The following is a 23,026-nucleotide window of genomic DNA, read 5'->3' as shown; positions in this document are numbered from 1 at the left end:
GACCCTTCCATGCGCAACGTCGTTTCCGCTTTCATTCTAGGCACCGCTCTCGCAACCGGAACAGCCTGCGCCGCGCCGGAAGAAATCCGCGTTCTGGTCGTGGCGAACTTCGAAGTCGGTCACGATATCGGGGACGCGCCCGGCGAATATCAGGACTGGGTGGAACGGCTGCATCTGGACGAAACCGTTCCCATCCGCGGCGTACCGGACCAGCTCCGCCGCAATGCGGATGGCGTGTATGGCATCGTCCTGCGACATGGCGATATGGACCTGCATGCGCTGGCACTCGACCCGCGCTTTAATCTACACCATACCTACTGGCTGTTTACCGGCATTTCCGGCGTCAATCCGAACATGGCGTCGGTCGGCAGCGTGGCCTGGGCGCAATGGGTTGTGGATGCGGACGCCCTGCGCGAAATCGACGACCGGACCATTCCGAAAGGCTGGCCTTACGGACTTTACGCCATTGGTGCGAGCCGTCCGGACACCCTGCCCGACAATCCGAACCATTATGGCTCGGTGACGGATGTGGCGCAGTTGACCAAGGCCTATCCGCTCAATCGTGGTCTGGCGCGCTGGGCTTTTGCCCTGAGCCAGAACGTAAAACTCGCGGACGATTCGGTGATTGCCGAGCGTCGCAAGGCATGGCGCGGCTATCCGCAGGCGCAGAAGCCGCCGATGGTGCTGATGGGCGAGACGCTGGGAACGGAACGCTACTGGCATGGCGCGGAACGCAATCGCTGGGCCGAGAACTGGGTCTCGATGTGGACGAAGGGTCAGGGACATTTCGTCATGACCAACGAGGAAAGCCAGCATTACCAGTACGACATGCGCATGCTGGCGCGGCTGGGTTATGTTGATCCAGAGCGGATCATGGTCCTGCGCTCAGGCAGCAATTTCGATATGCCCCCGCCCGGCGTTTCGGTCACGGCGTCCATGGGGGACGAGGGACCGGGGCAGGCCGTCGCCTATGATAACAACGAACGCGCGGGAGAGCCGGTCGTGCGCGAACTAGCGTCACACTGGGACCGCTATCGCGACCACATTCCGACACGCTGACCGGCGGTCGCAGACCGTTCTTTTGTCGTCGGATAGAACCTGCCCCGATCCAACAGCGTAACGGTCATGAAGGCGACGTAAATTAACAGCGCCAGGCCGAATGTCTGCCAGAACGGCGGGTAAGGGATGAACCGCATGTCGAAAATACGGATGACACGCGCCATGTAACTGCCGACGCTGGCATACATGAAGCCTGAAAACAGCGGTACATCCATCACACGGAAGAAACAGGGCTCGGGATAGCCCCATGCGCCTACGCGGACCTTAAACCACTCCATGGCTGTTCCCGTCAGATGGAACAGCACGATGACACGCGCTTCCGTCCAGGTTTCCAGCTTCAGAGCAAGAAAAAGAAGCTGGACCAAGATGGCGAATACGAACAGCGCATCATAGCGGTGCACCGGCCATTCAGACTGCCAGAAAACGCGCGTAAGCAGGGCCGCCCCCAGCAGCAGACCGCCGAACAGCGCCGCCCAACCCTGTTTGAGCACGAACAGGATGGCATCCCTCAGGACAGGCGGCAGCCGATTTCGCGCCCAATTCCCCATCCGGCGTTCAAGAACACCGGTCTGGAGAGGCAGCTGATCAGACATGCTTCATTGCGCCGATGGCAGGGCCTTGCCGTACCGGTCCCAGTGTGTCGCCAGTTCCTTCACGACCACGCTTCCGACTGTATAGGCGGCATCCACCGAGGCCTGAAAACCCGAAAACCCCGTCTCATGCGCTTCATCCGACAGAAGCTGCGCCGCACTCTGTCCCGGCGGGGGCATGTCGAAATTGCTGGCCGTCCGCAGGATCAGCGCGCGCTTCGGATCGACGCGTCCGGCCTTGCCCTGAAGCGCCAGAGCCTGACAGAACGCCACGTCTTCTTCCGCCGTCGTGGCCATCACGCCCTGTCCATCCGTCCAGTATTTCACCCAGCGCTCGGCCCACTGGTTCATTTTAGCGCCGACCCAGAACGTCTCGCCCGAAATCGTGTCGCCAAGCTGCACGGAAGGCGGCTTCTGGGCTGCGGCAAAGCCGGTGTAACGCAGGCGAGAGGCCTTCAAGCCGTCATTGTCGGACAGCGGTATGTCCTTCGTCAGCCCATAGGCCCACTGCACGAGGGCCGGGTCGAGCGTGTATTCCACATCGCCCATGCCGGAATGCAGCGCAGGACGCGGCTTTTCATCCGGGGTACTGCCCTGCACAGGCGTAAACCCGTCCGGCCATGAGGCAGGAATTTCGCGCGGGTCCACCAGATGGGACAGGCCACCATTGATAACGCGCGGCGCCCAGACAGCCGAACCGATAGTGCCAAAATTCGGATCAATCCCGCCAATCCCTGCCAACACGAAATAAGCATGTCGCAGATCGAACCGCGGATCGAGTACGAGGGCCGTGATGGCCGAGGCCATGTGCTCTGGCCCCTCGCCGCTTGCGATACCCAGAACATGCAGGTCCGGATTGTAGTGCATCACGTCATGATCGGTGCCGGGGGCCGGAATCGTCTGCTGCAGAGGCAGTTTTTCGATCCAGTTCTGGTATTCACCCGCCGTATCGCCCGTATCCTTGCCGATCTCGAAGGTCGTGACGACGACGACGCGAACAGGGATCGGGGCATTGGCCAACGCCAGACCAGACGCACAGAGGGACAGGAGCGTGGCCCCGAAAACGGTTGAGACAGATTTCACTGGTAGAGACCTTCATGTGTGACAGCGGCTTCAAACGTCCCGAACCGCTCTTCAAGCGCCCATTGCAGACGGGCTTTTTCGCTGGATTTCAAAAACGCCGTGCAGGCTGCGGATGTGATGGGCAAGGTCCGGCAGGCCGGAACGAACTGCCCCGGCTGATGATCGGACCACAGGCTTTCGCCCGGCACGAACGCATAGTCCAGCCCGACGCGGGACAGCGTTTTCAGATCGGCATAGGACAGATCATAGGTCTGGGCCGCGCGGACATATTCCTGCGTCAGATCCCCGCGTGAGACGCCCTCATCATCCGTGGACAACGCCATCGGCACCCCGGCGCGGCGATACAGCGAAAACGGATGGGCCGCGCCTTTAACGCCGAGGATTTCGTCATTGCTGGTCAGGTTGATTTCCACCATTACAGAACGCCGCGCCATTTCGGACAGCAGCGATTCAGGATCGTCCTCCAGCGCCACATCCACGCCGTGCCCGATCCGGCTGGCACCCGCCACATCGACGGCTGCGCGAATATGATGACGCAGACCCTCCGTGGGCACGAGGCCCGTCGTGAGTTCCCCGGCATGCAGGCTCAGCTTCACGCCCGGATACACGCCGTTCAAGAAATGGAACATCCTCATGTGCAGGTCGTAGTCGCGCATGGCGGTCGCGTCGTCCTCGGGCGCGACGATATTCAGCCCAACGAAGCGCGGATCGGCTTTTACGGTCGCATAACCGGCGTCGAGCTGTGCATAAACGGCCTGAGGCGGCAGCGTCCGCAGGGTCTGGAACAGGTAGCGCACCGTGACCGCGCATCCCAGATGGGCCTGCGGTGTTCCGCATTTCAACACGTCCCGCGCCTGAGCCTCCATCCGGTCCGTCTCGGCTCTGGCTTTCTGCACCAGTGACGGAATTTCCGGAACGAGGGCCTGATGCGCGGCAGCGAGGTCTTCGCCCTGCAACGAATGATGGAAACCCGCCCCGATCATGGAGCCGATGCCGGGCGAGATCATCAGCTCCAGATACGTCACATGGTCGCGCGCGGCACGGTCGCGGACTTCAGCCAGCATCTCGCCCTCATGCGCGTCAGCGATGGCGGTAAATCGGGCGAAGGTCGCGAAGAAATGGTCGTGGCCGGAAGCATCCCCCGGCGACGGTACGAAGTCGCGCATGGACAGCGCATCGATCAGCGCATTTTCCGATCCTGCGTGATGCGATAGGTCGGCAGCAGGAAATTCGCCGTCTCCCGGATGGGTGCACGCATGATCGAGAATGCGCTTTTCCGTCAGGGACACGCACAGCCCATCGCGCGCAGCCCAGTCCAGCATGCTCTCAGCATAAATCGCGCCAGCCAGATGATTGTGCAGATCCGCCCCTTTAGGAAATTCCCGCAGGAACATGTTCAGACGCACCGGATCGTTCCGGACGTGATCGTAGACCTGTGCGGCAGACGGGACAGCCTGTGCGACCGGATGCAGTGCCAGAACGGATGTCATGCCCAGAACAGCAGCGGGCAGAATGGAGCGGAAAGGATGTCGCATGGCCCAACGATGCCGCTCCGCCCCCGACGTGGCAAGCCATTTTCAAATCGTGACAAACCCTGTCTGAAACGGGCCTCCAGAACGGTGGAAAAGCTGGTCCATTTGCATACCCGATGACATAATAGATGTCCGTTCACCGGTGAGACCAATCTCTTTTCATGCCTGATTTTCCGACACCCGACACAGGGCTTGAAACCCGGATTGCGGACCATGCGCGTCATCTGGGTTTTGATGCGGTCGGGTTCTGCAAGGCCGAACTCGGACCGGAAGTCGCGCAGGGTCTGCGGGAATTCGTCGCACAAGGCCATCACGGGACGATGGAGTGGATGGAGACGCGCATCGAAGAACGCGCCCATCCTCAGGCGCTGTGGCCCGAAGTGCGGAGCGTAATTTCGCTGGGCCTGTCCTATGCCCCGGCGGAAGGCCCGACGACCGATCCAGAATGCGGCAACATCTCAGTCTATGCTCGCAACCGGGATTATCATGACGTCATCAAGGGCATGCTCAAACATCTGGCGCAGTATGTCGTGAAGCTGGGTGGACCGGAGACGCAGGTAAAAGTGTTCGTTGATACAGCACCGGTTTCAGAGCGCGCACTGGCGGAAAAGGCGCAGCTCGGCTGGACGGGAAAACACACCTGTCTCGTCTCGCGGGAGCATGGCTCCTGGCTGCTTCTGGGCGAGATCTACACCACGCTGGAACTCGCGCCTTCCGCTCCCAAAGGCGGAAGCTGCGGTTCCTGCACGCGCTGCCTGACCGCCTGCCCGACCGATGCGTTTACGGCCCCCTACCGGATGGATGCGCGCCGCTGCATCTCGTATCTGACGATCGAGCATAAAGGCCCGATCCCCCACGAACTGCGCCCAAAAATTGGTAATCACATCTATGGATGCGACGACTGCCTGTCCGTCTGCCCGTGGAACCGCTTTGCAGAGAGCGCGCGACATATCAAACTTCAGGCCCGTCCCGAACTTATCGCCCCGAAGCTCGACGAACTGGTTCGGCTGGATGATGCGACCTTCCGGACATTCTTTTCCGGCTCACCCATCAAGCGGATCGGGCGCAACAGATTTGTACGCAATGTGCTGATCGCCATTGGCAACTCCGCCGATCCGTCGCTCGTCCCCTCCGCGCGCGACTTACTGACAGATCCGGACCCGGATATTGCCGAAACGGCAGACTGGGCCATCAAACAGCTTGAGGACCATCCGGCATGAGCGATCTCGTCAAACGCAGCCTGTCCCTGTCCGGTCATCGGACGTCCGTGGCACTCGAACCCGAATTCTGGACGGTTCTGGACATGATCGCCACGACGCGCCAGCAGAGCTTTGCCTCACTCGTCGCCTCGCTGGACACGACGCGACCGCCCGAACGTCCGCTGGCTTCAGCACTTCGGGTTGCCGCACTTCTTCATCTGCAAAAGCGAATTGAAACCTCCCGCTAGGCGTTGTCGGCTGGCAGCCCCAGCCAGTCGGGGTGCTTGCGTTCGACCCAACGCAGGACGCGGCCCTGCAAACGGCGTAACAGCGCAATATCCTGTGAGAGCAGCATCACGCCAACCGGCAGCATCCACAATCCGAGAACCGGCAGGATCGACAGGACGCCCCCCAGCATGAACAGCACGCCCGCCGGAATTCGTACCCATTTATGCGACGGCTCCCGCAGCCAGTTCAGCACGGTCTGCAACTTCTCAGGCAGCCGGCGGATCAGAAGCTCCATCAGTTCATCGTCAGTACGAGGGGGCAGCGAAGAAGTCATGCAAATATCCGTTAAACGATCTGAAACCCTGACACTATAAAGCCTGAGGCTGTGTCGGGTTCGTCATTCCGCTTTCATAGCACGCCTCACGCAAAAGCTTTCAGCCCACGTAAAGTGCGGCTGTACGATCTGTCATTTGCCGCCACGAACGAGCGTGCTAGGCTGAACCTATGGCTATCTGGGGCAAGATGTTCGGTGGTGTCGCGGGTTTCGCGGTTGGTGGTCCTTTCGGAGCGCTGATGGGCGCAGCCTTGGGTCATGCCGCCGATAGCGGCTCCCTGCTCAAGCCCTCGACAGGGGGATGGAGCGAGCGTTTTCCTGCAAATGGTCGGCCTGACCCCAACAGCGCGGCCTTTTTTGGAGCGGCCAAAATCGCGGCAGCGCTGGGCAAGCGGGATCAACTCTATGCCATTGGGCTTGTTGCGCTTTGTGCGAAACTCGCCAAGATCGACGGCCCGGTTAACCGGCACGAAATCAACGCTTTCAAAACCTGCTTCCAGTTCCCGTCCGATAACGTCAAGGAAGTCGGCATGCTGTTCGACCGCGCGCGGGACCGGACGGACGACTTCGAGATGTATGCCCGCGAGATGGGTGCGGCCTATGCCGACAACACGGCACCGCTTGAAAACCTCATGACGGCCCTGTTCCGCATCGCCCGCGCCGATGCCGGGCCGGACCGCAAGCTGCACCCTAGGGAAATCGACTTTCTCCAGCGCGTCCACCGGGCTTTCGGCCTTCCCGCAGGAGCGTGGGAGCGGGCGGAGAACGGGAACAGCCGTGCTGCCAGTTCAAATGAGCCGGACGCCTATCGCATTCTCGGCATTACCCGTACCGCCACCGATACCGAAGTGCGCGTCCGCTGGCGGACCTTGATCCGCGAGCACCATCCGGACGTTCTGGCGCAAAAACCCATGTCCGAAGCCGAGCGCCGCCGGGCGCAGGACAAAGTCGCCCGCATCAACGCCGCCTGGGACCGCATCAAGCGTGACCGGCAGCTTTGATCTTTCGCAATATTCCGGAAACTTTCGTTCACCAACGCGCGTAAAGCAGTCTCAACCGGCAAGAGAGATATGCCATGGGACTGATCCTTCTTGTAATTCTGATTCTCCTGCTGATCGGTGCGCTGCCGTCATGGCCGTACAGTTCAAAGTGGGGCTACTACCCGTCCAGCGGACTTGGCCTGATCGTGGTCATTGTCGTGATCCTCGTCCTGCTAGGACAGATCTGAACATAAAAAAAACCGCGCTCCCTACGGAGCGCGGTTTTTTAATACCGAAAAGCGTCTTCAGGCCGGAATAGCGGCCTTCACACCCTTTTCGCGAATGATCTTCCGCAGCGCGATGACCTTCTGATCCAGTTCGGACGTGTCCAGATCGCGCCACCCATCGAACGCCGGAAGCTTCAGAGAGCTTTCGAAATCATCAGCCTTGGCAAGCTTCCATTCAGCTTCGCCATAAGTCGGCTCGGACGATTCATACGTCCCGCCCTTCTCGTCCCGCCCACGCAGCATTTCGAGATAGGATGCGATTCCGAACGCAATGCGCGACAGATCCCGCTTGCCTTCAATCGCCCGGCGCACGGTTTCCGTCCAGAACACCTGAACCTTGGAACAACCATCGCTGGCAATCCGGAGCGTCTGATCGGACATCGCCTTGTTGGAAAAGCGGCTGATGACGCTGTCCCGATATCCCTCAAGTGTCATGCCTGAAGGCGCCTTCAGGGTCGGGATAACATCCTTGTTGAGGTAATTCTTCAGGTTTCCAAGGAGCTCGCTGTCTTCAATGGCATCATCCACATTCTCATAGCCGACCAGAATGCCCGGAAAGCAGAGCGTGACATGTCCAGCATTAAGCATCCGGATTTTGACATGCTCCCAGTCCGTAACATCTTTGACCATCTGCACGCCAGCTTTTTCAAGCGGCGGACGGCCATCTGCAAACTGATCTTCCAGCACCCACTGGTGAAAATCCTCAGCCACCAACGGCAGATCATCATCCAGTCCACTAGCCGCATTCAGTTTCTTGGCGATGGCAGTCGAAACAGTCGGGGTGATACGATCAACCATTCCATTCGGGAAGGTCGCGTTCTCCTCGATCCACTTCGCCAGTTCCGGATCTCGCGCTTTCGCATAGCCGAGGAAAGCCTTGCGAGCGACATTACCGTTGTGGCGCAGATTGTCGCAGGACATGACCGTAAACGCCTTGTGCCCGGCATCCCGGCGACGGCGCAGGGCTTCGACAACATAACCAAAGACCGTGGACGGCTTTTCCGGGTTCTGAAGATCGGCCTTCACAGCCGCATTTTCCAGATCGAACGCGCCAGTCGTCTCGTTAATGTTGTAGCCGCCTTCCGTGATCGTCATGGAAACGATGCGGATCGCTGGATCAGTAAGATGCTTCAGCACGGCCTCCGGATCAGCCGGGGCCAGCAGATAATCGCGCAGGGCACCTATGACGCGCACCGTGCTTTTACCGGAAGGCGCCGTCTCGGTCAGGGAATACAGGCAGTCCTGTTTTTTGAATTCCTCGGCCTTTTTCTTCGACCGGTCACTACCCGTCAGACCAACGCCAATGATCGCCCAGTCAGGCGCATGTTCGAGAATCTGTTCCACATAGAACGCCTCATGCGCCCGGAAAAAGTTACCAACACCGAAATGCACGATCCCCGGTTTCACGCCGTCGATGTCGTAAGGGGGCGCCTGGACACTGGCGGGAAGAGATTTGAGGGTTTCGCGCGTAATCATGGACTTCTCCGTGGTTTCGGGCCGGTCTCTGACGGGGACCGATAAGGCCGGGCATGTGCCATCATAGCCCCCGAACAACGCAAAAGCCGAATAACGGTTTCAATAGCCCTCGGCCCCGTCCCTGACGGAGACCCTTGGAAAAAGACGTCAGAGCCCTTCCATGCCGCTCACATCTTCGCGCATAACCACCCCGACAGCCCTTTCCAGATCTTCACGAAAAAGGGACATCACAAAACGCATTTCCGGCCGCGTCTGTTCTTCCAGACGTGGCAGGAGATGAAGAATTTCTTCGTCCTGCGCCTGCCGTGGATGACGGCTGTTTTTCGCTAAAAGCTGTTCTTCACAGCCATGCGCCAGCGCCCGCAACGCATGGCTCAGCCCTTTATAGAGCGGCATGAGGCCGGTATTCCCCGCCGCGCGCCCCGTCGCGATGGCGCGTGCAACCAGCATCGTATCGTTCAGCAGGCGCCGCATCAGTCTTGGCAGGGCCGCAAGAACCGGATCGCGCTTCTCCAGTTCCTTCAGCCGCTCACGCCGCGCTTCAGTGACCGCATCCTCAAGTTCCGCCAGCAGAGCAACACAATCGTCATTTTGACGCTCGATCGCCGTCCATCCCGTATTCTGGTCAAGCGCGCTTTTGAGAAGCTGATCCATGCGCCGCAGCAGACGTCCAGCCGTCTGAAACGCGTGTTTGCGCGCGCTACTGTGCAGAATGAGGAACGACACCACGATCGACACCGTGACACCAACCACGATGGCCAGAAGCCGCGTGATTAACGGCAGGAATGGACTACCCTGACTGGGAAACAGATACACAATGATCAGCGTGATACAGGCGAAACGCAGCGTCGGCTGAATGGCCGTCAGGAACACCAGGGGTGTCAGCATGATCCAGAACGGAATCCAGCGCAGACCCGTCGTGATTTCCAGCACGACCGCACAACCGCCTGCCAAGGCACCGATCACCGTTCCGCTGATCTGGTCGCGGGCCGTCGTCATGGTCTGGCTGATGCTGGACTGGGTCACGATCAGGGCCGTGACCAGGGCCCAGATCGTTTCCTGCAGATGCATGAGCGATCCGACGATCCACGCCACAACCACCGACACCAGAACCCGGATAGTCTGGCGGGTTGCGGGGCGCATCACCTCGCGCCAGCTACTGTTGTGGGACGGTGCTGGTAGCCAGACCTGGCTCAGACGTATCAGAACGCTCATGACCGAGCTTCAACGTGGGTGAAAATCCTCAATTCCCCAGAAAGGGCACCGGCACCCAGCGCAGCCCGTCGTCATCCTGCACCAGCAACAGGGCTTCCGTCTTCTTGCGCTCGTGCAGGCCCCGCACGGCTTTGGCGAAATCGTCCGGCGTGTTGATCTGGTCCTGGCCCACCTGCGTGATCACATTTCCCTCAGCAATCCCGCGCGATGCTGCGGGACTTCCGGCTTCGACACGCGAGACCAGAACCCCGCGCTGATCATCGGAGAGTGCATATTGCGTGCGCGCATCCGCATCAATCGAACTGACAGTCACTCCGAGTTCTCCCAGAGCCGCATGACGATGTTCTGGCTGGTGCGTGTCGGACGGTGGCATATCCGGCGGCGTGGGGGACTGCGCCAGCGTGATTGGCAGCGTCTTAAGCGCCCCCTTGTGCCAAACCGTCAACTGCGCCTGCGTCCCCGGCAGAATGGACGCGATGATACGCGGCATGGTCTGGCCGCTCACGTCCTGATCGTTGACGCGGGTAATGATATCGCCAACCTCAAGGCCCGCTTTTGCAGCCGGGCCTTTCGGGTCGATTTCCGAAATCAGGGTTCCCTTGCCGTTGGAACCGTCCGGTTTGCGGAAATCGAGCGTCTCGGCGATGTCATTCGTCACATCCTGGAACTTCAGCCCCATCCAGCCGCGCGAGACATGCCCGGTTCGCCGAAGTTGGTCGATGATCCCCCGCGCATCATCCGCCGGAATGGCAAAGCCGATGCCGATGGAATCCCCCCCCGAGCCGCCATAGATCAGCGTATTGATGCCAATGACTTCACCGGACAGATTGAACAACGGACCACCGGAATTGCCGCGATTGATGGCGGCATCAGTCTGGATGTAATCGTCATACAGACCGTGTTCGACATTTCGACCACGCGAGGAAATGATGCCTGCCGTCACGGTCCCGTTCAGCCCGAACGGGTTGCCGATCGCCAGAACCCAGTCCCCGATCCGCGCTTTGTCGCTCCGGCCCAGCGGGACGGTCGGAAGCGGGCGCTTGGGCTTAACTTCCAGCACGGCCAGATCGACCTGACTGTCCCGACCCACGATCCGCGCCGGCATTTCGGTGCCGTCCTGAAGCGTAACGCTGACCTGATCCGCCCCTTCAACGACGTGGTTGTTCGTCACGATGATTCCGGACGCATCAATGATGAAGCCCGAACCCAACGCCTGCTGACGGCGGGGCGGATGGTTCGGGGCCGGTTTGTGCTTCAGATAGTCATGGAAGAATTTTTCCAGCGGTGAGCCCTGCTGGAACGGGGGCACCTGCGGGCCGTCAGGATCGCTGGAATCTGGCCCCTTATCATCTGTCTTCGCAGGCTTGAGCACGGCGGAGGTCGAGACGTTCACGACCGACGGCAGGAGACTGTTTGCCAGATCCGCAAAGCTCGACGGCACCGAACGCGGCGCAGGAGTCGGTACTGAAGACGGTTGGCCTGCAACCGGCGCAGCAGCATCCTGAGCCAGCGCCGAAGCCGCGCTCAGCGCCCAGCCCGCGGAAAGGGACAGCACCAGAGCAGAAACAGAAAGACGAACAGACGAGTTTCTCATACCCGCACGCTAGCTCAGAACATGGCCCTTCGTCACCATCCCGCCATTCAGGATGCGTTTTCAGGCCATTGATGTTAGGCTCATGCCCCTTTCCGATACAATAATTCCCCTGATGAGAGCCCGGCATGACTGACACCACGCCCCCCAACGACATGCCGCCCGCCTCCCCCGAGACGGATGTTCCCAACACCGAAACCCGCATCACCGATATCCTGAAATCCGAGCAGGACAGTCAGGGCTCGAACGTCCTGTCTTTTGCGGCCCTCGAAAGCGTCTCGGTGCGCAACGGCCATGCCCATGTCTCGCTAGCCACGTCGCGGGACAATGCTTCGCGCGTGGAACCGCTCCGGCCCCGTGTCGAAGCCGCAATCGCGAGCCTGCCGGGCATTACGGGCGCTACCCTGTCCTTCACGTCTCATCGCCCTGCAACACCAGCTGCCGCCAATGCGCCTGCGTCCGGCGGTGGGCACCGTCCCTTCAATCTGGGCGACAAACGGCGCAACGCTGCGAGCCGACATGCTCCCGAGACGCTGCTGCCGGGTGTAAAGGCCGTTATTGCGGTCGCATCGGGCAAAGGAGGCGTCGGCAAATCCACCACAGCCGTCAATCTTGCGGTCGGTCTTGCACGGGAAGGCCTGAAAACCGGGCTTCTGGACGCGGATATCTATGGCCCCTCCCTCCCCCGGATGCTGGGACGCAACGCACGTCCGGACGTCGTGGACGGCACGATCCTTCCGATCGAAGCCTGGGGCTTGAAGAGCATGTCCATCGGCTATCTGGTGGACGAAAATCAGGCCATGATCTGGCGTGGCCCAATGGTCATGGGCGCACTGACGCAGTTTTTGGGTGAAGTCGAATGGGGCGAACTCGACGTTCTCGTGATCGACATGCCCCCCGGCACCGGGGATGCGCAGCTGACGCTGGCCCAGAAGCTCGGACCCAAACTTGCGACAGGCGGCGCGGTCATCGTCTCCACACCACAGGATATTGCGCTGCTGGATGCAAGGCGCGGCGTGGCCATGTTCGAGCGGATGGAAACTCCGATCCTCGGCGTCGTTGAAAACATGTCCTATTTCTGTTGCCCAAACTGCAACCACCGCACGGAACTGTTCGGCCACGGTGGCGCAAAAGCCGAAGCCGAAAAAATGGGCGTTCCGTTTCTCGCGGAAATCCCGCTGCTCGCCGATATCCGCGCGAGTGGTGATGAGGGCACCCCGATCATCCTGTCCGCGCCGGACAGCGAAGCAGCTCAGGCTTATACAAGATTTGCACAGGCTGTTGCCCGGTCCCTGTCTTCTCAATACAGCACGAAAGAGCCGTCATGATCCGTATTCTTCTTATTGGCGCCTGCCTGACAGGAACTGGCCTGACGCTGGCAGGCTGCTCCCATACGGCCACGCATCAGGGTCTTTCGTCCGATGGCTATGGCTTTACGAAAAACTCGCAGCATCTGCCGCCCCCCATAGACCTCGTCACGCCCATCCCACACTCAAATCCAGGCTAAAATCCAAAACACGGTCAGAGAATCGTTCTCTGGCGCTTGACCTGACATGCCCGGACATGGAAAAAGCCGCACTGCCGATGCCGGGTTAGCACAGTGGTAGTGCAGCGGTTTTGTAAGTTTAGCACTTACGAGCGCAAAATCCCCTTAAAACCGCACAAAATAGCGGTTTTATTAGCTCTTGCTCTACGATAAACCGCGACATTAAGCTAGCACGAGTTAAGCACATACGGGACACCTAAAATATGCCGGTGCATTACGATAGCAAAGCGCCCTACACGCTGTTTAAGCGAGGCAGTAGTTGGCACATGCGCTTCTCGATTGAAGGGCAAGGACAAGTCCGTCATTCACTGAAAACGAAAGACGAACACGAAGCCAAACGACTCGCATTCGAGTTCTATGCAGAAGCCAAGCACAACACCAAACTCGGCCTCAAAGCGAAAACGAAGAGCTTTGACGAGTACATGAATATGTTTCTGCGGCAGCTTGAACGCAGAACAGAACAAGGCGTGATCAAAGCTGAACAGTTCAAACGCTTCTATGCGATTCTCGACCGATATGCTCGGGAGTTCTTCCGGCAGGAAAGCGTTGCACACCTGACCTCAAACAAGGTCACTAGGTACTGGGACTGGCGGAACGCCTACTGGACAGATGGGCCAGGCAAGTCCGTCACTCACTTAGAATATGAGCGCGATGGCAAACAGGTTCGAATGCCTATCAGCCCTCGATCACGCAAAGCGCCTAGCAGTTCAACGAGAGCTACAGAGGCACAGGCTCTTCGGGCGTTCTTCACATGGCTCCGAAAAGAAGGTCATACGAAGGAGGTCATCGAAGTCGAGTCGCAGAAGGTGAAACCTAATCCCCGTCCCGGTTTTACGATGGAAGAGTTTGGCAAGCTGAACGTCATATCGACACGGCGTGCATTAGGTGACCCCGACATTCATCCGAGGATCATGCGGGATCGGTTGAGGCTTCGGGCTTATATCGAACTGATGGCGTTCTCGGGAATGAGACCACCAGAAGCAGCCAATCTAAAATGGCAGGACATCCATCACTTCAAGCCCGATATCGACGGCTACGACGACGAAGCCAGACTGGCTTGCGGCAAGGCAATCCGACTTCATGTGCATGGAAAAGGGAAGAAGCGGCCTATCGTCGCAATGCCCGAGATATATTGGTCGATCAATCAGCTATGGGGTCTTTGTCGTGAGGAACTGGGAAGAGACCCGGAACCCAGCGAAAGCCCGTTCATCAACAGCCGCGGGAATGTGCAGACATCGTTTAGGAATGGCCTGAATGCTTTGTTGGAAGAAGCTGACCTTCTTTACGATTACACCGGAGCGAAAAGGTCGGCTTATTCGTTTCGGCACTTTTTCGCCACGCAGATGATTATCGCAGGTGTGCCGTTCTATTCACTGGCTGCGAACATGGGAACAAGTCCCGAAATGCTCCAGAGTTTTTATGTGGATGCGACAAGCGAACATCTTGCCCATCAGCTTCAACCCCAGTGGAAGGTTCTTGCTGAACGCCTTGGTGCTGAACTGGAAGATTGAATGGTGCCGGCGGAGGGATTCAAACCCCCGACCTTTCGATTACAAATCGACTGCACTATCAGCTGTGCTACGCCGGCCCAAGCCCGCATCTACTTAGCGTGAGAGCCCCTGTCAAGCCCGTACAGGGCTCTCCGGCCTCCCCTTTATACTTTGCAGCACAAGAAAGAATAGATCCTGTAGTCCCCTTCAACGATGCACACGGCAATACCTTGCGGGGCTTTTTAAGCAAACTTAAAACAAAAAAAGGGGAGCAGGAATGCTCCCCCTTTTCTCATAACATAGCCAAGTTCTGGACCACCTTACGATAATCCGTCCCATCAGCGAGTATGGTTGCAAGATCAGTGTCTTTCAGGCTGTAACCAGCCTTCGCACACTGACCTTTAATCCAAGAAGTCATCTGGTCCACACTGAGGCGATTCCAGTGAACTGCTTTGAAACGGCTCACTAGAGCAGGGTCCAACCTTGAGATGTGGTTCGTTGTCAGGATCACAGGAACATTAGTCTCGAGACCGTCCAACTTGCCTTTCAAGGTCGAAGCTGCAACGGACGCGAAGCAGTCTACCTCATCAATAATCAGAAACCTCTGACCTGTTGAGTTCTGCCCATACATCCGCATACCTTCTATTGTGCGCAAAACATCACTTTCCGTGCGACAGTCTGCCGCATTGAGATAAGAGATGTCGTTCTGCGTCTTATGTAGATCGGGGATACGGCTAAACAACATGGCATAAGCCGCTGAAGTCTTTCCGCTTCCCGGGGGACCTTCAAGCAGGAGCCGGTCAAGGCTCCCGCTTACAAAGGCATCCCCTGCTCTTCTTGCGGTTGAATGTGGGGGAATGATATCCCCCCACCCGCTCGGCGACCTTATGACCATCACGCCGCTGCCTCTTTTGAAACAGTAGCTTGAGCAGCCAGTTCATCACGCAACAGGCGATCCTGCTCCTGAGCCTCCGAGATCATCGGTTCGATGAGGTTCTTCTGCCGAGACAGACGAACAACCTCGAACCCCGATCCCGAAGACCGACAAAGAGCAACCCACAGTCCGTCAATCGGACTGCTCCCATTAACATCTTCCACTTCGAACCTTGCCTTTGCAGGCGCAGTAGCCTTGTAGAAACGCTCCGCAAACTTACGCTCTCCATTAAGGAGATTGTCGGCCTGCGCTGGGACAGCGACGGGTTTTGTGACGCGACCAGCCTCGTCTTCTCGAACCTTCTTGATCAACGCATTGAATGACTCGAACTCGCCGAGTTCATTGATCCGCTCTTCCAGCGTGTCGCCCAGTTTGCAGAGATACTCCACACCCTGCTTGAGACGTGTCTTCGCAGCACCGCTGATTGCAGCCCCCCCAATGGCTGCCGCATGACCGTTGAGAGCAACGATCACGTGAGCAACATCTAGTTGACGGTTAGGGACATCGGTGAGGCTTTTATCGAACGCTTCGCTCTGGTGAGCGAGGAGTCCTTTTCGAACCTCAGGTTCGTCCTGTCGGGAATACAAGGTCAGACAGACAGCAACCGTCTTGAGCCAACCACTACGAGTTGTATCGAAGCCCTTGTACATCTCGGAAATACCCGAGACGCCGTAAGCAACAAGCTCATCGTAGGGCTGACCTTTAACAGCCGCCATGTCTGAACGATCGATGATGCTCGACATTGGATTGCTGAGATCCATTGTCGTATTTTTTAGTGAAGATGACTGAGCCATCGTAACCTACTCGAAGTTCATTTCGGGAAAACCCACGAAACGCAAGACTTGATCGGTCTCAGATGCGCGTGTGAGACTCGAACTCACTTCTCGAAAGACGGCCATTCCGCGCAAGATCGCATCATCGATCTAATGACTTATTGGATTTTCAAAGAACGACGAGCTTCTTTCGTTGCTCGCTTAGGTTGTACAATACATCAGTTTTCGATTTCGGGTTGTGGGGTTTTGTTACATTTTGTTCATGTTGATATTTCCAATGTTGGAAGCTCAATGAAGCCCGTAGAGCGCGTTCGGTCCTCCGGGGCAACTGCATAGCAGCAAGTCACTAGACCACCCTCAGCGGGCTTCTTAGGGGTATCATCACCCTAAGAACCTGTTAAGAATATTAGAGTAAAACAAGACATCATTAAACAAAGGTCAAATATCATGGGAAGAGCACCAGCTAAGTTTTCATTCCTCAAAGACGTGAAGTTCGTCACGAAGAAAACGACTGTTCAGAAGTCTCCGCGAGATGCCTTCATCAACGCCTTGGATAAGCAGATCAGCGCAGTAGAAGCTCTTCGTGATAACGAAGAACTACCCAAGGGTCGCAAGGCCACCCGCCTTTGGTTCAAAGTGGACTTCGCTGGAAATATCACAACCGACTTGCGTTATGGTAGCAAGACCATTGCTCTTCCCGGTATGACGGCCTCTCAGACGATCAACATTGGAACGGGGTATGACAATCTCTTGGCCTTCTATGAAAAGGTCCGCGAGAGTGCTCATTCTGGTGAGTTCGATGATATCTTGATCAAGATGTCGCAGGAAATATCGAAGCGTCTGGGTCGCTAACTCGGATACCATGAGAGCCCTGTAGCATCAGCTAGGGGGCTCTTTTGTGTAGTTCCAGCTCTCTACAACGCAGTTGGAGAACATTTTTTTATTTCTCCGGCACATGCAGGTAAGGTCGCATAGTATCAACTATATTGGTCTTAAACTCGATTGCAAGTTTTGATTTCTTACTCTCGATATCAGCCATATTGGGATTAGCAAGTGCCGGAATACCGAGAAAGGAATCAACTTCTCTGTTCAAGCACACGATCAGAGTCCGGTGCTGATGCCCTAGAAGTTCATGACACTCTTTTGAAAAATCAAAGAGTACATGATAAACGTCATCGCTATATAGGAACCTAACCCTCTCAAGATCAAGTTCTCTCTTCTTTTTGCTTTCAACATTATAAACGGAAATACTATCTATTTTCTCGAGAGCCCGTTCCCTGATTGGTCTTATAAATCTAATCTTATCGTCTCCGCTTCTGCTAAATGTACGAAGCCTATGATATTCTATATTCTCTTCTTCTGTTAAACGGTAATAGGCCATGATCCCCATAGGAAGGTCATAACAATAGACAAAATGCTCAATGATATTTTGATAAGCCTCGTATCTTTTATCAAATAGATCCAGCTTTAGCTTAGTGTGAGCGGTGCTCGCTTGTCGCTCGCTCAGCTCTTTCTGGGCTCGAGATATCTTTAACTGACACCATGCAAAATATCCCGTTACTGCTACGACTATAAGGGGAGATACTGTCTTGATAAGATCAGGCACTTCCTCAGTTCCCATCGAAAGCCATATATAAATCCCAACAAATGATGCTGTGCAGATAGCAGCTATAATAACGATATTTTTTTCCATTTGGTCTCGGTTCATAGCAGATGGTTTCTCCGTAACATCAGTGGGCAATGTAAAAATACAATCCAAAAGGTCAATGGCACATCTACCGTCGAGCTAGGCATCAGGTAATCATGCTATGGGTACCTGTCTCATCTAATATGAAATGTCATCGGATGATTAGGTGTCCTGATCGCTCGATTATTCGTGAGAACTTCCGTGTGGTGTCGTGTCAGTCAGTCGATCAGGGCAATCGCCATATGAGGGTTCAGTTGAGCCTTGATGTCTCTGCTGGTTGATGTTCGGCCATTATATAAGGAGAGCCGTCGGTACTCACCTAGAGATATTTAATAGACACTATTACTACTGTAAGTAGTAACAGAGCCCGGTAAACACCCCTAGATGAATAACGACAAATCTAAACCGGGCTTGACGCCCACGTCTTTTCGCTTTGCTCAAAGACGCGTCGCGTCATCCGGGTTATTCGCTTTCGCTCTTTAAAAGACGGACGCCTTCGGCGTGTAGTCGCTCTACGGGCGCTCGCTTACGCTCTGCGCTCCGTAAGGCTTGCGGCGCAGCCGCATTAATCGCTCGCGCTGAGCGCAGGTAAACCGGGCCAGATGAATAATGACGTCCAAAGATGCATCAAAGTATAAATACACATAAGAACAAAAGCTGATGGGACCAACCAATGCCATCGCGCATTGGTTCTCATCAGACCTAGTTCACTAAACCTTCTTTCTAAAAGAACCCCTGATGAGTCCGTGGTTGGTCCCCTCATCAGGGGTTCTGCGCATTTAGAAAGGACTAACCAATGATTTTACATGAAAACACAGTTGAACTTCTGAAGAAGAAGTTCCAATCCGCACAAGCATACCAACGCAAAATGAACATCCAGTTCGATCTTACCTTTGAAGATTACAAGAAGCTCTGGATCAAGAACGTTGATGCCCTGACCCATTTGAATAATGCGGTCATTTATGCTGTCGAACATCGAATCAACAAAACAATCAAACTCCCATACTGCCTCACATGGAAGCCTGAGTTCGTAAGAACGGGATCACCTATGAACATCAAGACAGCATGGATCAGATCAGCAGAGGAATCCAAGAGGGATTGCCGCTTGAAGCAAGGTGAGAAGAAGACCGAAAAAGCTAAGGCGAAACTTCGCAGACCTAAGGCCCCTTGGAGTGAAGAACGCAAGGCTAATCGTGTAGCAGCGATGAAGGGACGTAAAAGGGGTTCCTACCAAATCAAACAAGAAACATGAAATAGGATACCCCACAAACCATAGTATTACTTGGTTTTTATTCTACATGATATTTTATATATCATATCATACCATTTCCATTAGGCATATTTACTATGTAGAACCCATCATCTCTTTTGCTTATAGGATTATTTTCTTTAGTTATCCTCCACAATCTGGTATTTAGATTTTTTCTTTTGTCAGCCCCACCAGCATCATAGCCATGAATCCTTAGTAAATGCAGTATGCTATCAACATCCATAGGGCCATTCATTTGAATAAAATGTATAACAAAAGCTTCTAGTTCTTTTTCGCTAATCCTTTGCAACCCATCAGACGGCGTTTCATCGATTTCGTTATTATATATATCATCAAGATATTTGAAAATAGTTTCTATGGAAACTTCACTATACTTAGATAAATCGTATAGCATCTTATCCAACTCAGCCATTTCAGCTTGAAGCTTTCTTCTTCGATTTGCAATATTCTCCATCGCTATCACAAGCGGATTTTCAGCCATACTTACCCCCTTTGAAGCGCCAAACGCACTCCACAAAAAGCAATAGCACCTACAAATACGGGAACAAATAAAAATCTTAATCCGCGAATATGAAGGCTTGCAATCAATCAGGGAGTATGAGACATCTGATCTCGGCCTTAAAAATGAAAAAGGCCTGCCCTCGAGTACCAGTCGAAAGCAGGCCTATCTCGTTTTGCGGGGCAGCCACTATGTTAGGCATGGCTGTCAAATGCACCGGGTAGTCCAGCGCAGTGTGTTTCAACGCCGCTACGTTACGACATCCCCATGTATTGTTCAATGCCTCACACCACCCTAGTGGGAGTAAGAGGATGTCCAAGAAATCCTTTCCGCCCGCACCAGCCGGTTATCGGTATGTGTTTCGCCCTTGGCGCACATGTCCCATCACCGGCGATAAGCTCTATGCGAAAGCGTATGGCTTGCGTGCGTGGCCCATCTTAGTCGCAGAGTAAGATGGACATAGAAAACCCGGCCAACAAGCCGGGTTTTCTATTATTTAATAGCCCCGTACAGTGCGGTATAATGTCTCTGTGGTGCATTGTGTGCTGCCCCAGAGAGACGGCGCTATATGGTGTACTCAGGGTTCAAGAGTACTCTTCTTTTGGGGGCTCGCTGTGGGCGTATAACTTGCAAGATCGGCCTGACGGCTCGCACGCATCACGCATTCTCTCTCGGTATTTTCCTGCTCCAGAAAAGCCTTGAAGGCAGCAAGATCAATCTCTTTTCTGATAAGTTTCTGATATTCCACCTCGATCCGCTTTGCACATTTTTGCGCCTCTTCAATGGAAGAAAAGGGACCTACAAGTCTAAATACCGGGGCAACGGAGGTGTCTATGACCCAGAACTGGTCTAGACTAAACCAATATACATTCTGATCCGTCTCTGTCATGTAAGACGGCTCATCATATCCATATACCTTGAGAATATCGAGTATCATTGTAACCTCTAATGATGATAAAAAAGTACGATGGGATAAGGGATAGAGGCAGTCAATAGGTCTCGATACTTTTATCAATCGCGCCAACTAATCCCTAGCACATAATCCCAATAATCATTGAGATTAAACTTCAATAAATACCTCAAACAACCATTTGAGGTATCTAATGAAGATCAAAATCATCAAAACCTATAATCCAAAGTTCGTCGAAGGCATGACATGCGTGGTTCGCCCTCATGTCGGATTGCTTCTCGTTGAACAAGGATATGCAGAACTCATCGACGCTTGCGGGCCAGTACCCGACAAGATCACGAAATGAGGTGACGCATGATATCAAACCTCAGAGGCAACAAGCCTGACCTCGTAGTCGATGTTGATGACCTTATGGACTATTGCATGGTCCTCGACCCCTCACAGACAAGCCTCATTCAAGCCCTCGCCCAGACGGCTCAAGATTATATCCAAGACATTATCGGTGACTACCTCGTCGCAACACCGATCACATGGGTCATGGCAAAAGATGAAATGTCCCAGAATGATTTCTACTTCCGCTCTTTCCTGTCGAACGGCTCAGGTAGCTTTGGCTATGGCTCTGGCGGCGGTCAGTGGATCAATCTGCCAACAGGCGCACAGAGTATCGAGAGCGTAACAGCAGCCTTCTGGGGCCAGGGCGAAGTGGCTCTTGTTGAGAACCAAGACTACTTCCCCGATCTCACGACTGATCCTGCTCGTATTCAGCTTTCATTCTCTTACAACCTCAACGATCTCTACCGAAACCATTCCCATATGGTCGTTCAGTACACAGGCGGCATCGCAGCGGACGCAGCAAGCGTTCCGACTAGCTTGGTCCTTGCGATTAAGGAAATGACGAAGCGCATGTACAAGAACAGAGGTGCTGATGAGATAAAGCTAACGAATAGCTTTATCGACAGCCTCATTTCCCCGCATCAGAGATTCAACTTCGGTGGCCGCCCATGAGCAGTAGCCGCATAGATGAGACGCAGTTCATCCAGAAGATCACCTTCTGGGACTGGGAGCAGACGGAAACGGAAGACGGTCGGGGCAACTCGTACCAGATGACCAACGCTCGCTACGAATATGGTCAGTTATTCGATGTGAACCCATTCATGGTTGTGAACGGCGTTCAGGAGAATATGACGGATTACACGAGCATCTTGAGAACTCGTTATAGACCGGACCTCAACTCATTCCAGTACGTCACGCAGGAAGTTCGCCAGCCAGATCGTTCGGTGATCACTGTTCGATATCAGGTGGTGAGGCTGATGATGGTGGAACAGGAAAACCGATATTTAGAATGTTTCCTAAGTAAACAAGATACGGTGAGATAATGCCCACGATATCCTTCCAGATAAGCAATCCTGGACAACTGCAAGTCGATCAGAAAGCTCTCAAGAAAGAGCTTCGTGCCATCGGAAACGATATCAAGAAGAAGACACAAGCCCTCATTTTAGCCAATGCGAGCACGAGCCCACACGTCGCCAGCAAGCCTGGTCAGGCACCTGCAAGCTGGACTGGAAGCCTCGCTTTGTTGCTCAAGGTCAGGATTAAAGGGAACAGGGTCACACTCATCGACACGGCACGACAAGCGAAAGCACTGGAAGCCGGAGCAGCCCTGAACAACGGGTCAAAACTTGAGGCCCGCCCTTACCTATCGACCGTCTTTGAACAAATGAAACCCGAAATCGAGAAGCGCCTAGAAAATGCCCTGAAACTTACAAAGGTGGATAAATGAACCCAATCCTAAGATGCGTTGACGTTATCAAGCAGATCAGAACAGACACGCGATATTTCACGAAGGTATCTGGTATCGGCGACATCAGCCGAATGATGAACCAACAGAACATTAAACAGAGTGACATGCCATTTTGCGGCGTGTGGATACCGAACGTCACGGCTACTGAAAATCAGAACATGCCGGGATACCTAGCACTTGAGACAACCACGTTTCAGTGTGTTGTCGTCCTCAATATGGAAAGCGACGATACGGGTTATCAGTCTGCCAGTGACGCATATGACCTAGCTAGAACAGACCTTCGCAAATGCCTGATGGGTTGGGACCCGACACCCGATCGAAGCAATGGCTATCCCATGCAGTTTGAAAGCGGCTCGATCGTTGGTTCTCTCGATAGCTCAAACTCGCGCGCTGTCTACTCATTCGATTTTACTCTCACATACACGATTACAGAAGAAGACGGATATCAAGAAGGCAGCACTGACCTTATCGAAATAGATACAACCATGCCCAATAACGGATCTACTACCATTTTCCCCAACATCATTAATCCAACTAAATAA

The 23,026-nt window shown here is 54.8% G+C and carries 26 protein-coding genes and 1 tRNA gene; 14 read left to right on the top strand and 13 right to left on the bottom strand.

Annotation, left to right across the window (positions count from 1 at the left end):
- Positions 1-9: 9 nt before the first annotated feature.
- Positions 10-1,059, top strand: coding sequence for a purine-nucleoside phosphorylase (locus HKD21_RS11675; RefSeq protein ID WP_194255833.1), 1,050 nt, complete (start codon positions 10-12; stop codon positions 1,057-1,059).
- Here HKD21_RS11675 and HKD21_RS11670 read toward each other — a convergent pair.
- Genes HKD21_RS11670 through HKD21_RS11660 form a run of 3 tightly spaced genes read right to left on the bottom strand, consistent with a single transcriptional unit; the run spans position 1,032 to position 4,267 of the window.
- Positions 1,032-1,652: a DUF817 family protein gene (locus HKD21_RS11670; RefSeq protein WP_215748047.1), complete on the bottom strand. Its 621-nt coding sequence runs from the start codon at positions 1,650-1,652 to the stop codon at positions 1,032-1,034. The genes HKD21_RS11675 and HKD21_RS11670 overlap by 28 nt on opposite strands.
- Before the next feature lie 3 nt (positions 1,653-1,655).
- Positions 1,656-2,732: a purine nucleoside permease gene (locus tag HKD21_RS11665; RefSeq protein ID WP_194255832.1), complete on the bottom strand. Its 1,077-nt coding sequence runs from the start codon at positions 2,730-2,732 to the stop codon at positions 1,656-1,658.
- A complete protein-coding gene (locus HKD21_RS11660; protein WP_194255831.1) occupies positions 2,729-4,267 on the bottom strand; it encodes an adenosine deaminase family protein in 1,539 nt (512 codons plus the stop codon). Before HKD21_RS11660 ends, HKD21_RS11665 begins: the two co-directional genes overlap by 4 nt.
- A 158-nt stretch (positions 4,268-4,425) precedes the next feature.
- Between HKD21_RS11660 and queG the strand changes: the two genes are divergently transcribed.
- Together queG and HKD21_RS11650 are read left to right on the top strand one after the other, a co-directional pair.
- The gene (gene queG / locus HKD21_RS11655; RefSeq protein ID WP_194255830.1) at positions 4,426-5,484 is read left to right on the top strand and encodes a tRNA epoxyqueuosine(34) reductase QueG; all 1,059 of its coding nucleotides are present in this window, start codon (positions 4,426-4,428) and stop codon (positions 5,482-5,484) included.
- The gene (locus HKD21_RS11650; protein ID WP_194255829.1) at positions 5,481-5,711 is read left to right on the top strand and encodes a ribbon-helix-helix domain-containing protein; all 231 of its coding nucleotides are present in this window, start codon (positions 5,481-5,483) and stop codon (positions 5,709-5,711) included. The genes queG and HKD21_RS11650 overlap by 4 nt, the downstream gene beginning before the upstream one ends.
- Here HKD21_RS11650 and HKD21_RS11645 read toward each other — a convergent pair.
- Positions 5,708-6,025: a hypothetical protein gene (locus HKD21_RS11645; RefSeq protein ID WP_194255828.1), complete on the bottom strand. Its 318-nt coding sequence runs from the start codon at positions 6,023-6,025 to the stop codon at positions 5,708-5,710. The two genes, HKD21_RS11650 and HKD21_RS11645, sit on opposite strands and share 4 nt — an antisense overlap.
- Before the next feature lie 170 nt (positions 6,026-6,195).
- Between HKD21_RS11645 and HKD21_RS11640 the strand changes: the two genes are divergently transcribed.
- Together HKD21_RS11640 and HKD21_RS11635 are read left to right on the top strand one after the other, a co-directional pair.
- Entirely contained in the window at positions 6,196-7,026 is an 831-nt protein-coding gene (locus tag HKD21_RS11640; protein ID WP_062106825.1) for a TerB family tellurite resistance protein, read from the top strand.
- Positions 7,027-7,100: 74 nt separating this feature from the next.
- Positions 7,101-7,253, top strand: a complete 153-nt coding sequence (locus HKD21_RS11635; protein ID WP_082790651.1) for a DUF3309 family protein — start codon at positions 7,101-7,103, stop codon at positions 7,251-7,253.
- A gap of 57 nt (positions 7,254-7,310) precedes the next feature.
- On the opposite strand, the gene HKD21_RS11630 is transcribed toward HKD21_RS11635, so the two are convergent.
- The 3 genes from HKD21_RS11630 to HKD21_RS11620 form a co-directional block, all read right to left on the bottom strand.
- Positions 7,311-8,768 (bottom strand): mannitol dehydrogenase family protein, encoded by a 1,458-nt coding sequence (locus tag HKD21_RS11630; RefSeq protein WP_194255827.1) that lies wholly within the window; start codon positions 8,766-8,768, stop codon positions 7,311-7,313.
- Positions 8,769-8,915: 147 nt separating this feature from the next.
- Positions 8,916-9,983 carry an FUSC family protein gene (locus tag HKD21_RS11625; RefSeq protein ID WP_194255826.1) on the bottom strand — a complete coding sequence of 356 codons (1,068 nt, stop codon included), beginning with the start codon at positions 9,981-9,983 and terminating at the stop codon, positions 8,916-8,918.
- A gap of 28 nt (positions 9,984-10,011) precedes the next feature.
- Positions 10,012-11,577 (bottom strand): Do family serine endopeptidase, encoded by a 1,566-nt coding sequence (locus HKD21_RS11620; RefSeq protein ID WP_194255825.1) that lies wholly within the window; start codon positions 11,575-11,577, stop codon positions 10,012-10,014.
- A gap of 125 nt (positions 11,578-11,702) precedes the next feature.
- Here HKD21_RS11620 and HKD21_RS11615 point away from each other — a divergent pair, with 125 nt between their 5' ends.
- The 3 genes from HKD21_RS11615 to HKD21_RS11605 all read left to right on the top strand — a co-directional run bounded on the left by HKD21_RS11615 (position 11,703) and on the right by HKD21_RS11605 (position 14,631).
- On the top strand, positions 11,703-12,902 hold the full coding sequence (locus HKD21_RS11615) for an Mrp/NBP35 family ATP-binding protein (RefSeq protein ID WP_194255824.1): 1,200 nt from the start codon (positions 11,703-11,705) through the stop codon (positions 12,900-12,902).
- Positions 12,899-13,081, top strand: a complete 183-nt coding sequence (locus HKD21_RS11610; protein ID WP_194255823.1) for a hypothetical protein — start codon at positions 12,899-12,901, stop codon at positions 13,079-13,081. The genes HKD21_RS11615 and HKD21_RS11610 overlap by 4 nt, the downstream gene beginning before the upstream one ends.
- Before the next feature lie 242 nt (positions 13,082-13,323).
- Positions 13,324-14,631, top strand: a complete 1,308-nt coding sequence (locus tag HKD21_RS11605; protein ID WP_099287252.1) for a site-specific integrase — start codon at positions 13,324-13,326, stop codon at positions 14,629-14,631.
- Between the two features lies 1 nt (position 14,632).
- Here the strand turns inward: HKD21_RS11605 and HKD21_RS11600 are convergent.
- The 3 genes from HKD21_RS11600 to HKD21_RS11590 all read right to left on the bottom strand — a co-directional run bounded on the left by HKD21_RS11600 (position 14,633) and on the right by HKD21_RS11590 (position 16,338).
- Positions 14,633-14,708: transfer RNA gene (locus tag HKD21_RS11600), tRNA-Thr, on the bottom strand.
- A 194-nt stretch (positions 14,709-14,902) separates the two neighbouring features.
- Complete coding sequence (locus HKD21_RS14655) at positions 14,903-15,505, bottom strand: AAA family ATPase (protein ID WP_099287253.1); 603 nt, start codon at positions 15,503-15,505, stop codon at positions 14,903-14,905.
- Positions 15,505-16,338 (bottom strand): hypothetical protein, encoded by an 834-nt coding sequence (locus HKD21_RS11590; protein ID WP_145994762.1) that lies wholly within the window; start codon positions 16,336-16,338, stop codon positions 15,505-15,507. Before HKD21_RS11590 ends, HKD21_RS14655 begins: the two co-directional genes overlap by 1 nt.
- Positions 16,339-16,764: 426 nt before the next feature.
- Between HKD21_RS11590 and HKD21_RS11585 the strand changes: the two genes are divergently transcribed.
- Positions 16,765-17,169 (top strand): hypothetical protein, encoded by a 405-nt coding sequence (locus tag HKD21_RS11585; protein ID WP_099287255.1) that lies wholly within the window; start codon positions 16,765-16,767, stop codon positions 17,167-17,169.
- Positions 17,170-17,257: 88 nt separating this feature from the next.
- Here HKD21_RS11585 and HKD21_RS11580 read toward each other — a convergent pair whose 3' ends face one another.
- Entirely contained in the window at positions 17,258-18,010 is a 753-nt protein-coding gene (locus tag HKD21_RS11580) for a hypothetical protein (protein ID WP_145994763.1), read from the bottom strand.
- A gap of 790 nt (positions 18,011-18,800) precedes the next feature.
- Here HKD21_RS11580 and HKD21_RS11575 point away from each other — a divergent pair.
- Positions 18,801-19,256: a hypothetical protein gene (locus HKD21_RS11575; protein ID WP_099287257.1), complete on the top strand. Its 456-nt coding sequence runs from the start codon at positions 18,801-18,803 to the stop codon at positions 19,254-19,256.
- 61 nt (positions 19,257-19,317) lie between these two features.
- On the opposite strand, the gene HKD21_RS11570 is transcribed toward HKD21_RS11575, so the two are convergent.
- Both HKD21_RS11570 and HKD21_RS11565 read right to left on the bottom strand, forming a co-directional pair.
- Positions 19,318-19,755, bottom strand: a complete 438-nt coding sequence (locus HKD21_RS11570) for a hypothetical protein (RefSeq protein WP_099287258.1) — start codon at positions 19,753-19,755, stop codon at positions 19,318-19,320.
- A gap of 595 nt (positions 19,756-20,350) precedes the next feature.
- Positions 20,351-20,710: a hypothetical protein gene (locus HKD21_RS11565; protein WP_099287259.1), complete on the bottom strand. Its 360-nt coding sequence runs from the start codon at positions 20,708-20,710 to the stop codon at positions 20,351-20,353.
- 327 nt (positions 20,711-21,037) lie between these two features.
- Here HKD21_RS11565 and HKD21_RS11560 point away from each other — a divergent pair, with 327 nt between their 5' ends.
- Genes HKD21_RS11560 through HKD21_RS11545 form a run of 4 tightly spaced genes read left to right on the top strand, consistent with a single transcriptional unit; the run spans position 21,038 to position 23,026 of the window.
- Positions 21,038-21,688, top strand: a complete 651-nt coding sequence (locus tag HKD21_RS11560; protein ID WP_099287260.1) for a hypothetical protein — start codon at positions 21,038-21,040, stop codon at positions 21,686-21,688.
- Positions 21,685-22,059, top strand: coding sequence for a hypothetical protein (locus HKD21_RS11555; RefSeq protein WP_099287261.1), 375 nt, complete (start codon positions 21,685-21,687; stop codon positions 22,057-22,059). Before HKD21_RS11560 ends, HKD21_RS11555 begins: the two co-directional genes overlap by 4 nt.
- Positions 22,059-22,463 (top strand): hypothetical protein, encoded by a 405-nt coding sequence (locus tag HKD21_RS11550; protein ID WP_099287262.1) that lies wholly within the window; start codon positions 22,059-22,061, stop codon positions 22,461-22,463. Before HKD21_RS11555 ends, HKD21_RS11550 begins: the two co-directional genes overlap by 1 nt.
- Positions 22,460-23,026 carry a phage tail terminator protein gene (locus tag HKD21_RS11545; RefSeq protein WP_099287263.1) on the top strand — a complete coding sequence of 189 codons (567 nt, stop codon included), beginning with the start codon at positions 22,460-22,462 and terminating at the stop codon, positions 23,024-23,026. The genes HKD21_RS11550 and HKD21_RS11545 overlap by 4 nt, the downstream gene beginning before the upstream one ends.

This window comes from Gluconobacter cerevisiae (assembly GCF_015244675.1).
GTDB classification, from domain to species: domain Bacteria; phylum Pseudomonadota; class Alphaproteobacteria; order Acetobacterales; family Acetobacteraceae; genus Gluconobacter; species Gluconobacter cerevisiae.
Note: the sequence above shows the minus strand (reverse complement) of the source record. Positions and strands in the feature narration are given on the sequence as shown.

Coding starts and splice junctions, on each gene's coding strand:
- HKD21_RS11675 (WP_194255833.1), top strand. CDS start 10: ATGCGCAACGTCGTTTCCGCTTTCATTCTAGGCACCGCTCTCGCAACC.
- HKD21_RS11670 (WP_215748047.1), bottom strand. CDS start 1,652: ATGTCTGATCAGCTGCCTCTCCAGACCGGTGTTCTTGAACGCCGGATG.
- HKD21_RS11660 (WP_194255831.1), bottom strand. CDS start 4,267: ATGCGACATCCTTTCCGCTCCATTCTGCCCGCTGCTGTTCTGGGCATG.
- queG (WP_194255830.1), top strand. CDS start 4,426: ATGCCTGATTTTCCGACACCCGACACAGGGCTTGAAACCCGGATTGCG.
- HKD21_RS11650 (WP_194255829.1), top strand. CDS start 5,481: ATGAGCGATCTCGTCAAACGCAGCCTGTCCCTGTCCGGTCATCGGACG.
- HKD21_RS11645 (WP_194255828.1), bottom strand. CDS start 6,025: ATGACTTCTTCGCTGCCCCCTCGTACTGACGATGAACTGATGGAGCTT.
- HKD21_RS11640 (WP_062106825.1), top strand. CDS start 6,196: ATGGCTATCTGGGGCAAGATGTTCGGTGGTGTCGCGGGTTTCGCGGTT.
- HKD21_RS11635 (WP_082790651.1), top strand. CDS start 7,101: ATGGGACTGATCCTTCTTGTAATTCTGATTCTCCTGCTGATCGGTGCG.
- HKD21_RS11630 (WP_194255827.1), bottom strand. CDS start 8,768: ATGATTACGCGCGAAACCCTCAAATCTCTTCCCGCCAGTGTCCAGGCG.
- HKD21_RS11625 (WP_194255826.1), bottom strand. CDS start 9,983: ATGAGCGTTCTGATACGTCTGAGCCAGGTCTGGCTACCAGCACCGTCC.
- HKD21_RS11620 (WP_194255825.1), bottom strand. CDS start 11,577: ATGAGAAACTCGTCTGTTCGTCTTTCTGTTTCTGCTCTGGTGCTGTCC.
- HKD21_RS11615 (WP_194255824.1), top strand. CDS start 11,703: ATGACTGACACCACGCCCCCCAACGACATGCCGCCCGCCTCCCCCGAG.
- HKD21_RS11610 (WP_194255823.1), top strand. CDS start 12,899: ATGATCCGTATTCTTCTTATTGGCGCCTGCCTGACAGGAACTGGCCTG.
- HKD21_RS11605 (WP_099287252.1), top strand. CDS start 13,324: ATGCCGGTGCATTACGATAGCAAAGCGCCCTACACGCTGTTTAAGCGA.
- HKD21_RS14655 (WP_099287253.1), bottom strand. CDS start 15,505: ATGGTCATAAGGTCGCCGAGCGGGTGGGGGGATATCATTCCCCCACAT.
- HKD21_RS11590 (WP_145994762.1), bottom strand. CDS start 16,338: ATGGCTCAGTCATCTTCACTAAAAAATACGACAATGGATCTCAGCAAT.
- HKD21_RS11585 (WP_099287255.1), top strand. CDS start 16,765: ATGGGAAGAGCACCAGCTAAGTTTTCATTCCTCAAAGACGTGAAGTTC.
- HKD21_RS11580 (WP_145994763.1), bottom strand. CDS start 18,010: ATGGAAAAAAATATCGTTATTATAGCTGCTATCTGCACAGCATCATTT.
- HKD21_RS11575 (WP_099287257.1), top strand. CDS start 18,801: ATGATTTTACATGAAAACACAGTTGAACTTCTGAAGAAGAAGTTCCAA.
- HKD21_RS11570 (WP_099287258.1), bottom strand. CDS start 19,755: ATGGCTGAAAATCCGCTTGTGATAGCGATGGAGAATATTGCAAATCGA.
- HKD21_RS11565 (WP_099287259.1), bottom strand. CDS start 20,710: ATGATACTCGATATTCTCAAGGTATATGGATATGATGAGCCGTCTTAC.
- HKD21_RS11560 (WP_099287260.1), top strand. CDS start 21,038: ATGATATCAAACCTCAGAGGCAACAAGCCTGACCTCGTAGTCGATGTT.
- HKD21_RS11555 (WP_099287261.1), top strand. CDS start 21,685: ATGAGCAGTAGCCGCATAGATGAGACGCAGTTCATCCAGAAGATCACC.
- HKD21_RS11550 (WP_099287262.1), top strand. CDS start 22,059: ATGCCCACGATATCCTTCCAGATAAGCAATCCTGGACAACTGCAAGTC.
- HKD21_RS11545 (WP_099287263.1), top strand. CDS start 22,460: ATGAACCCAATCCTAAGATGCGTTGACGTTATCAAGCAGATCAGAACA.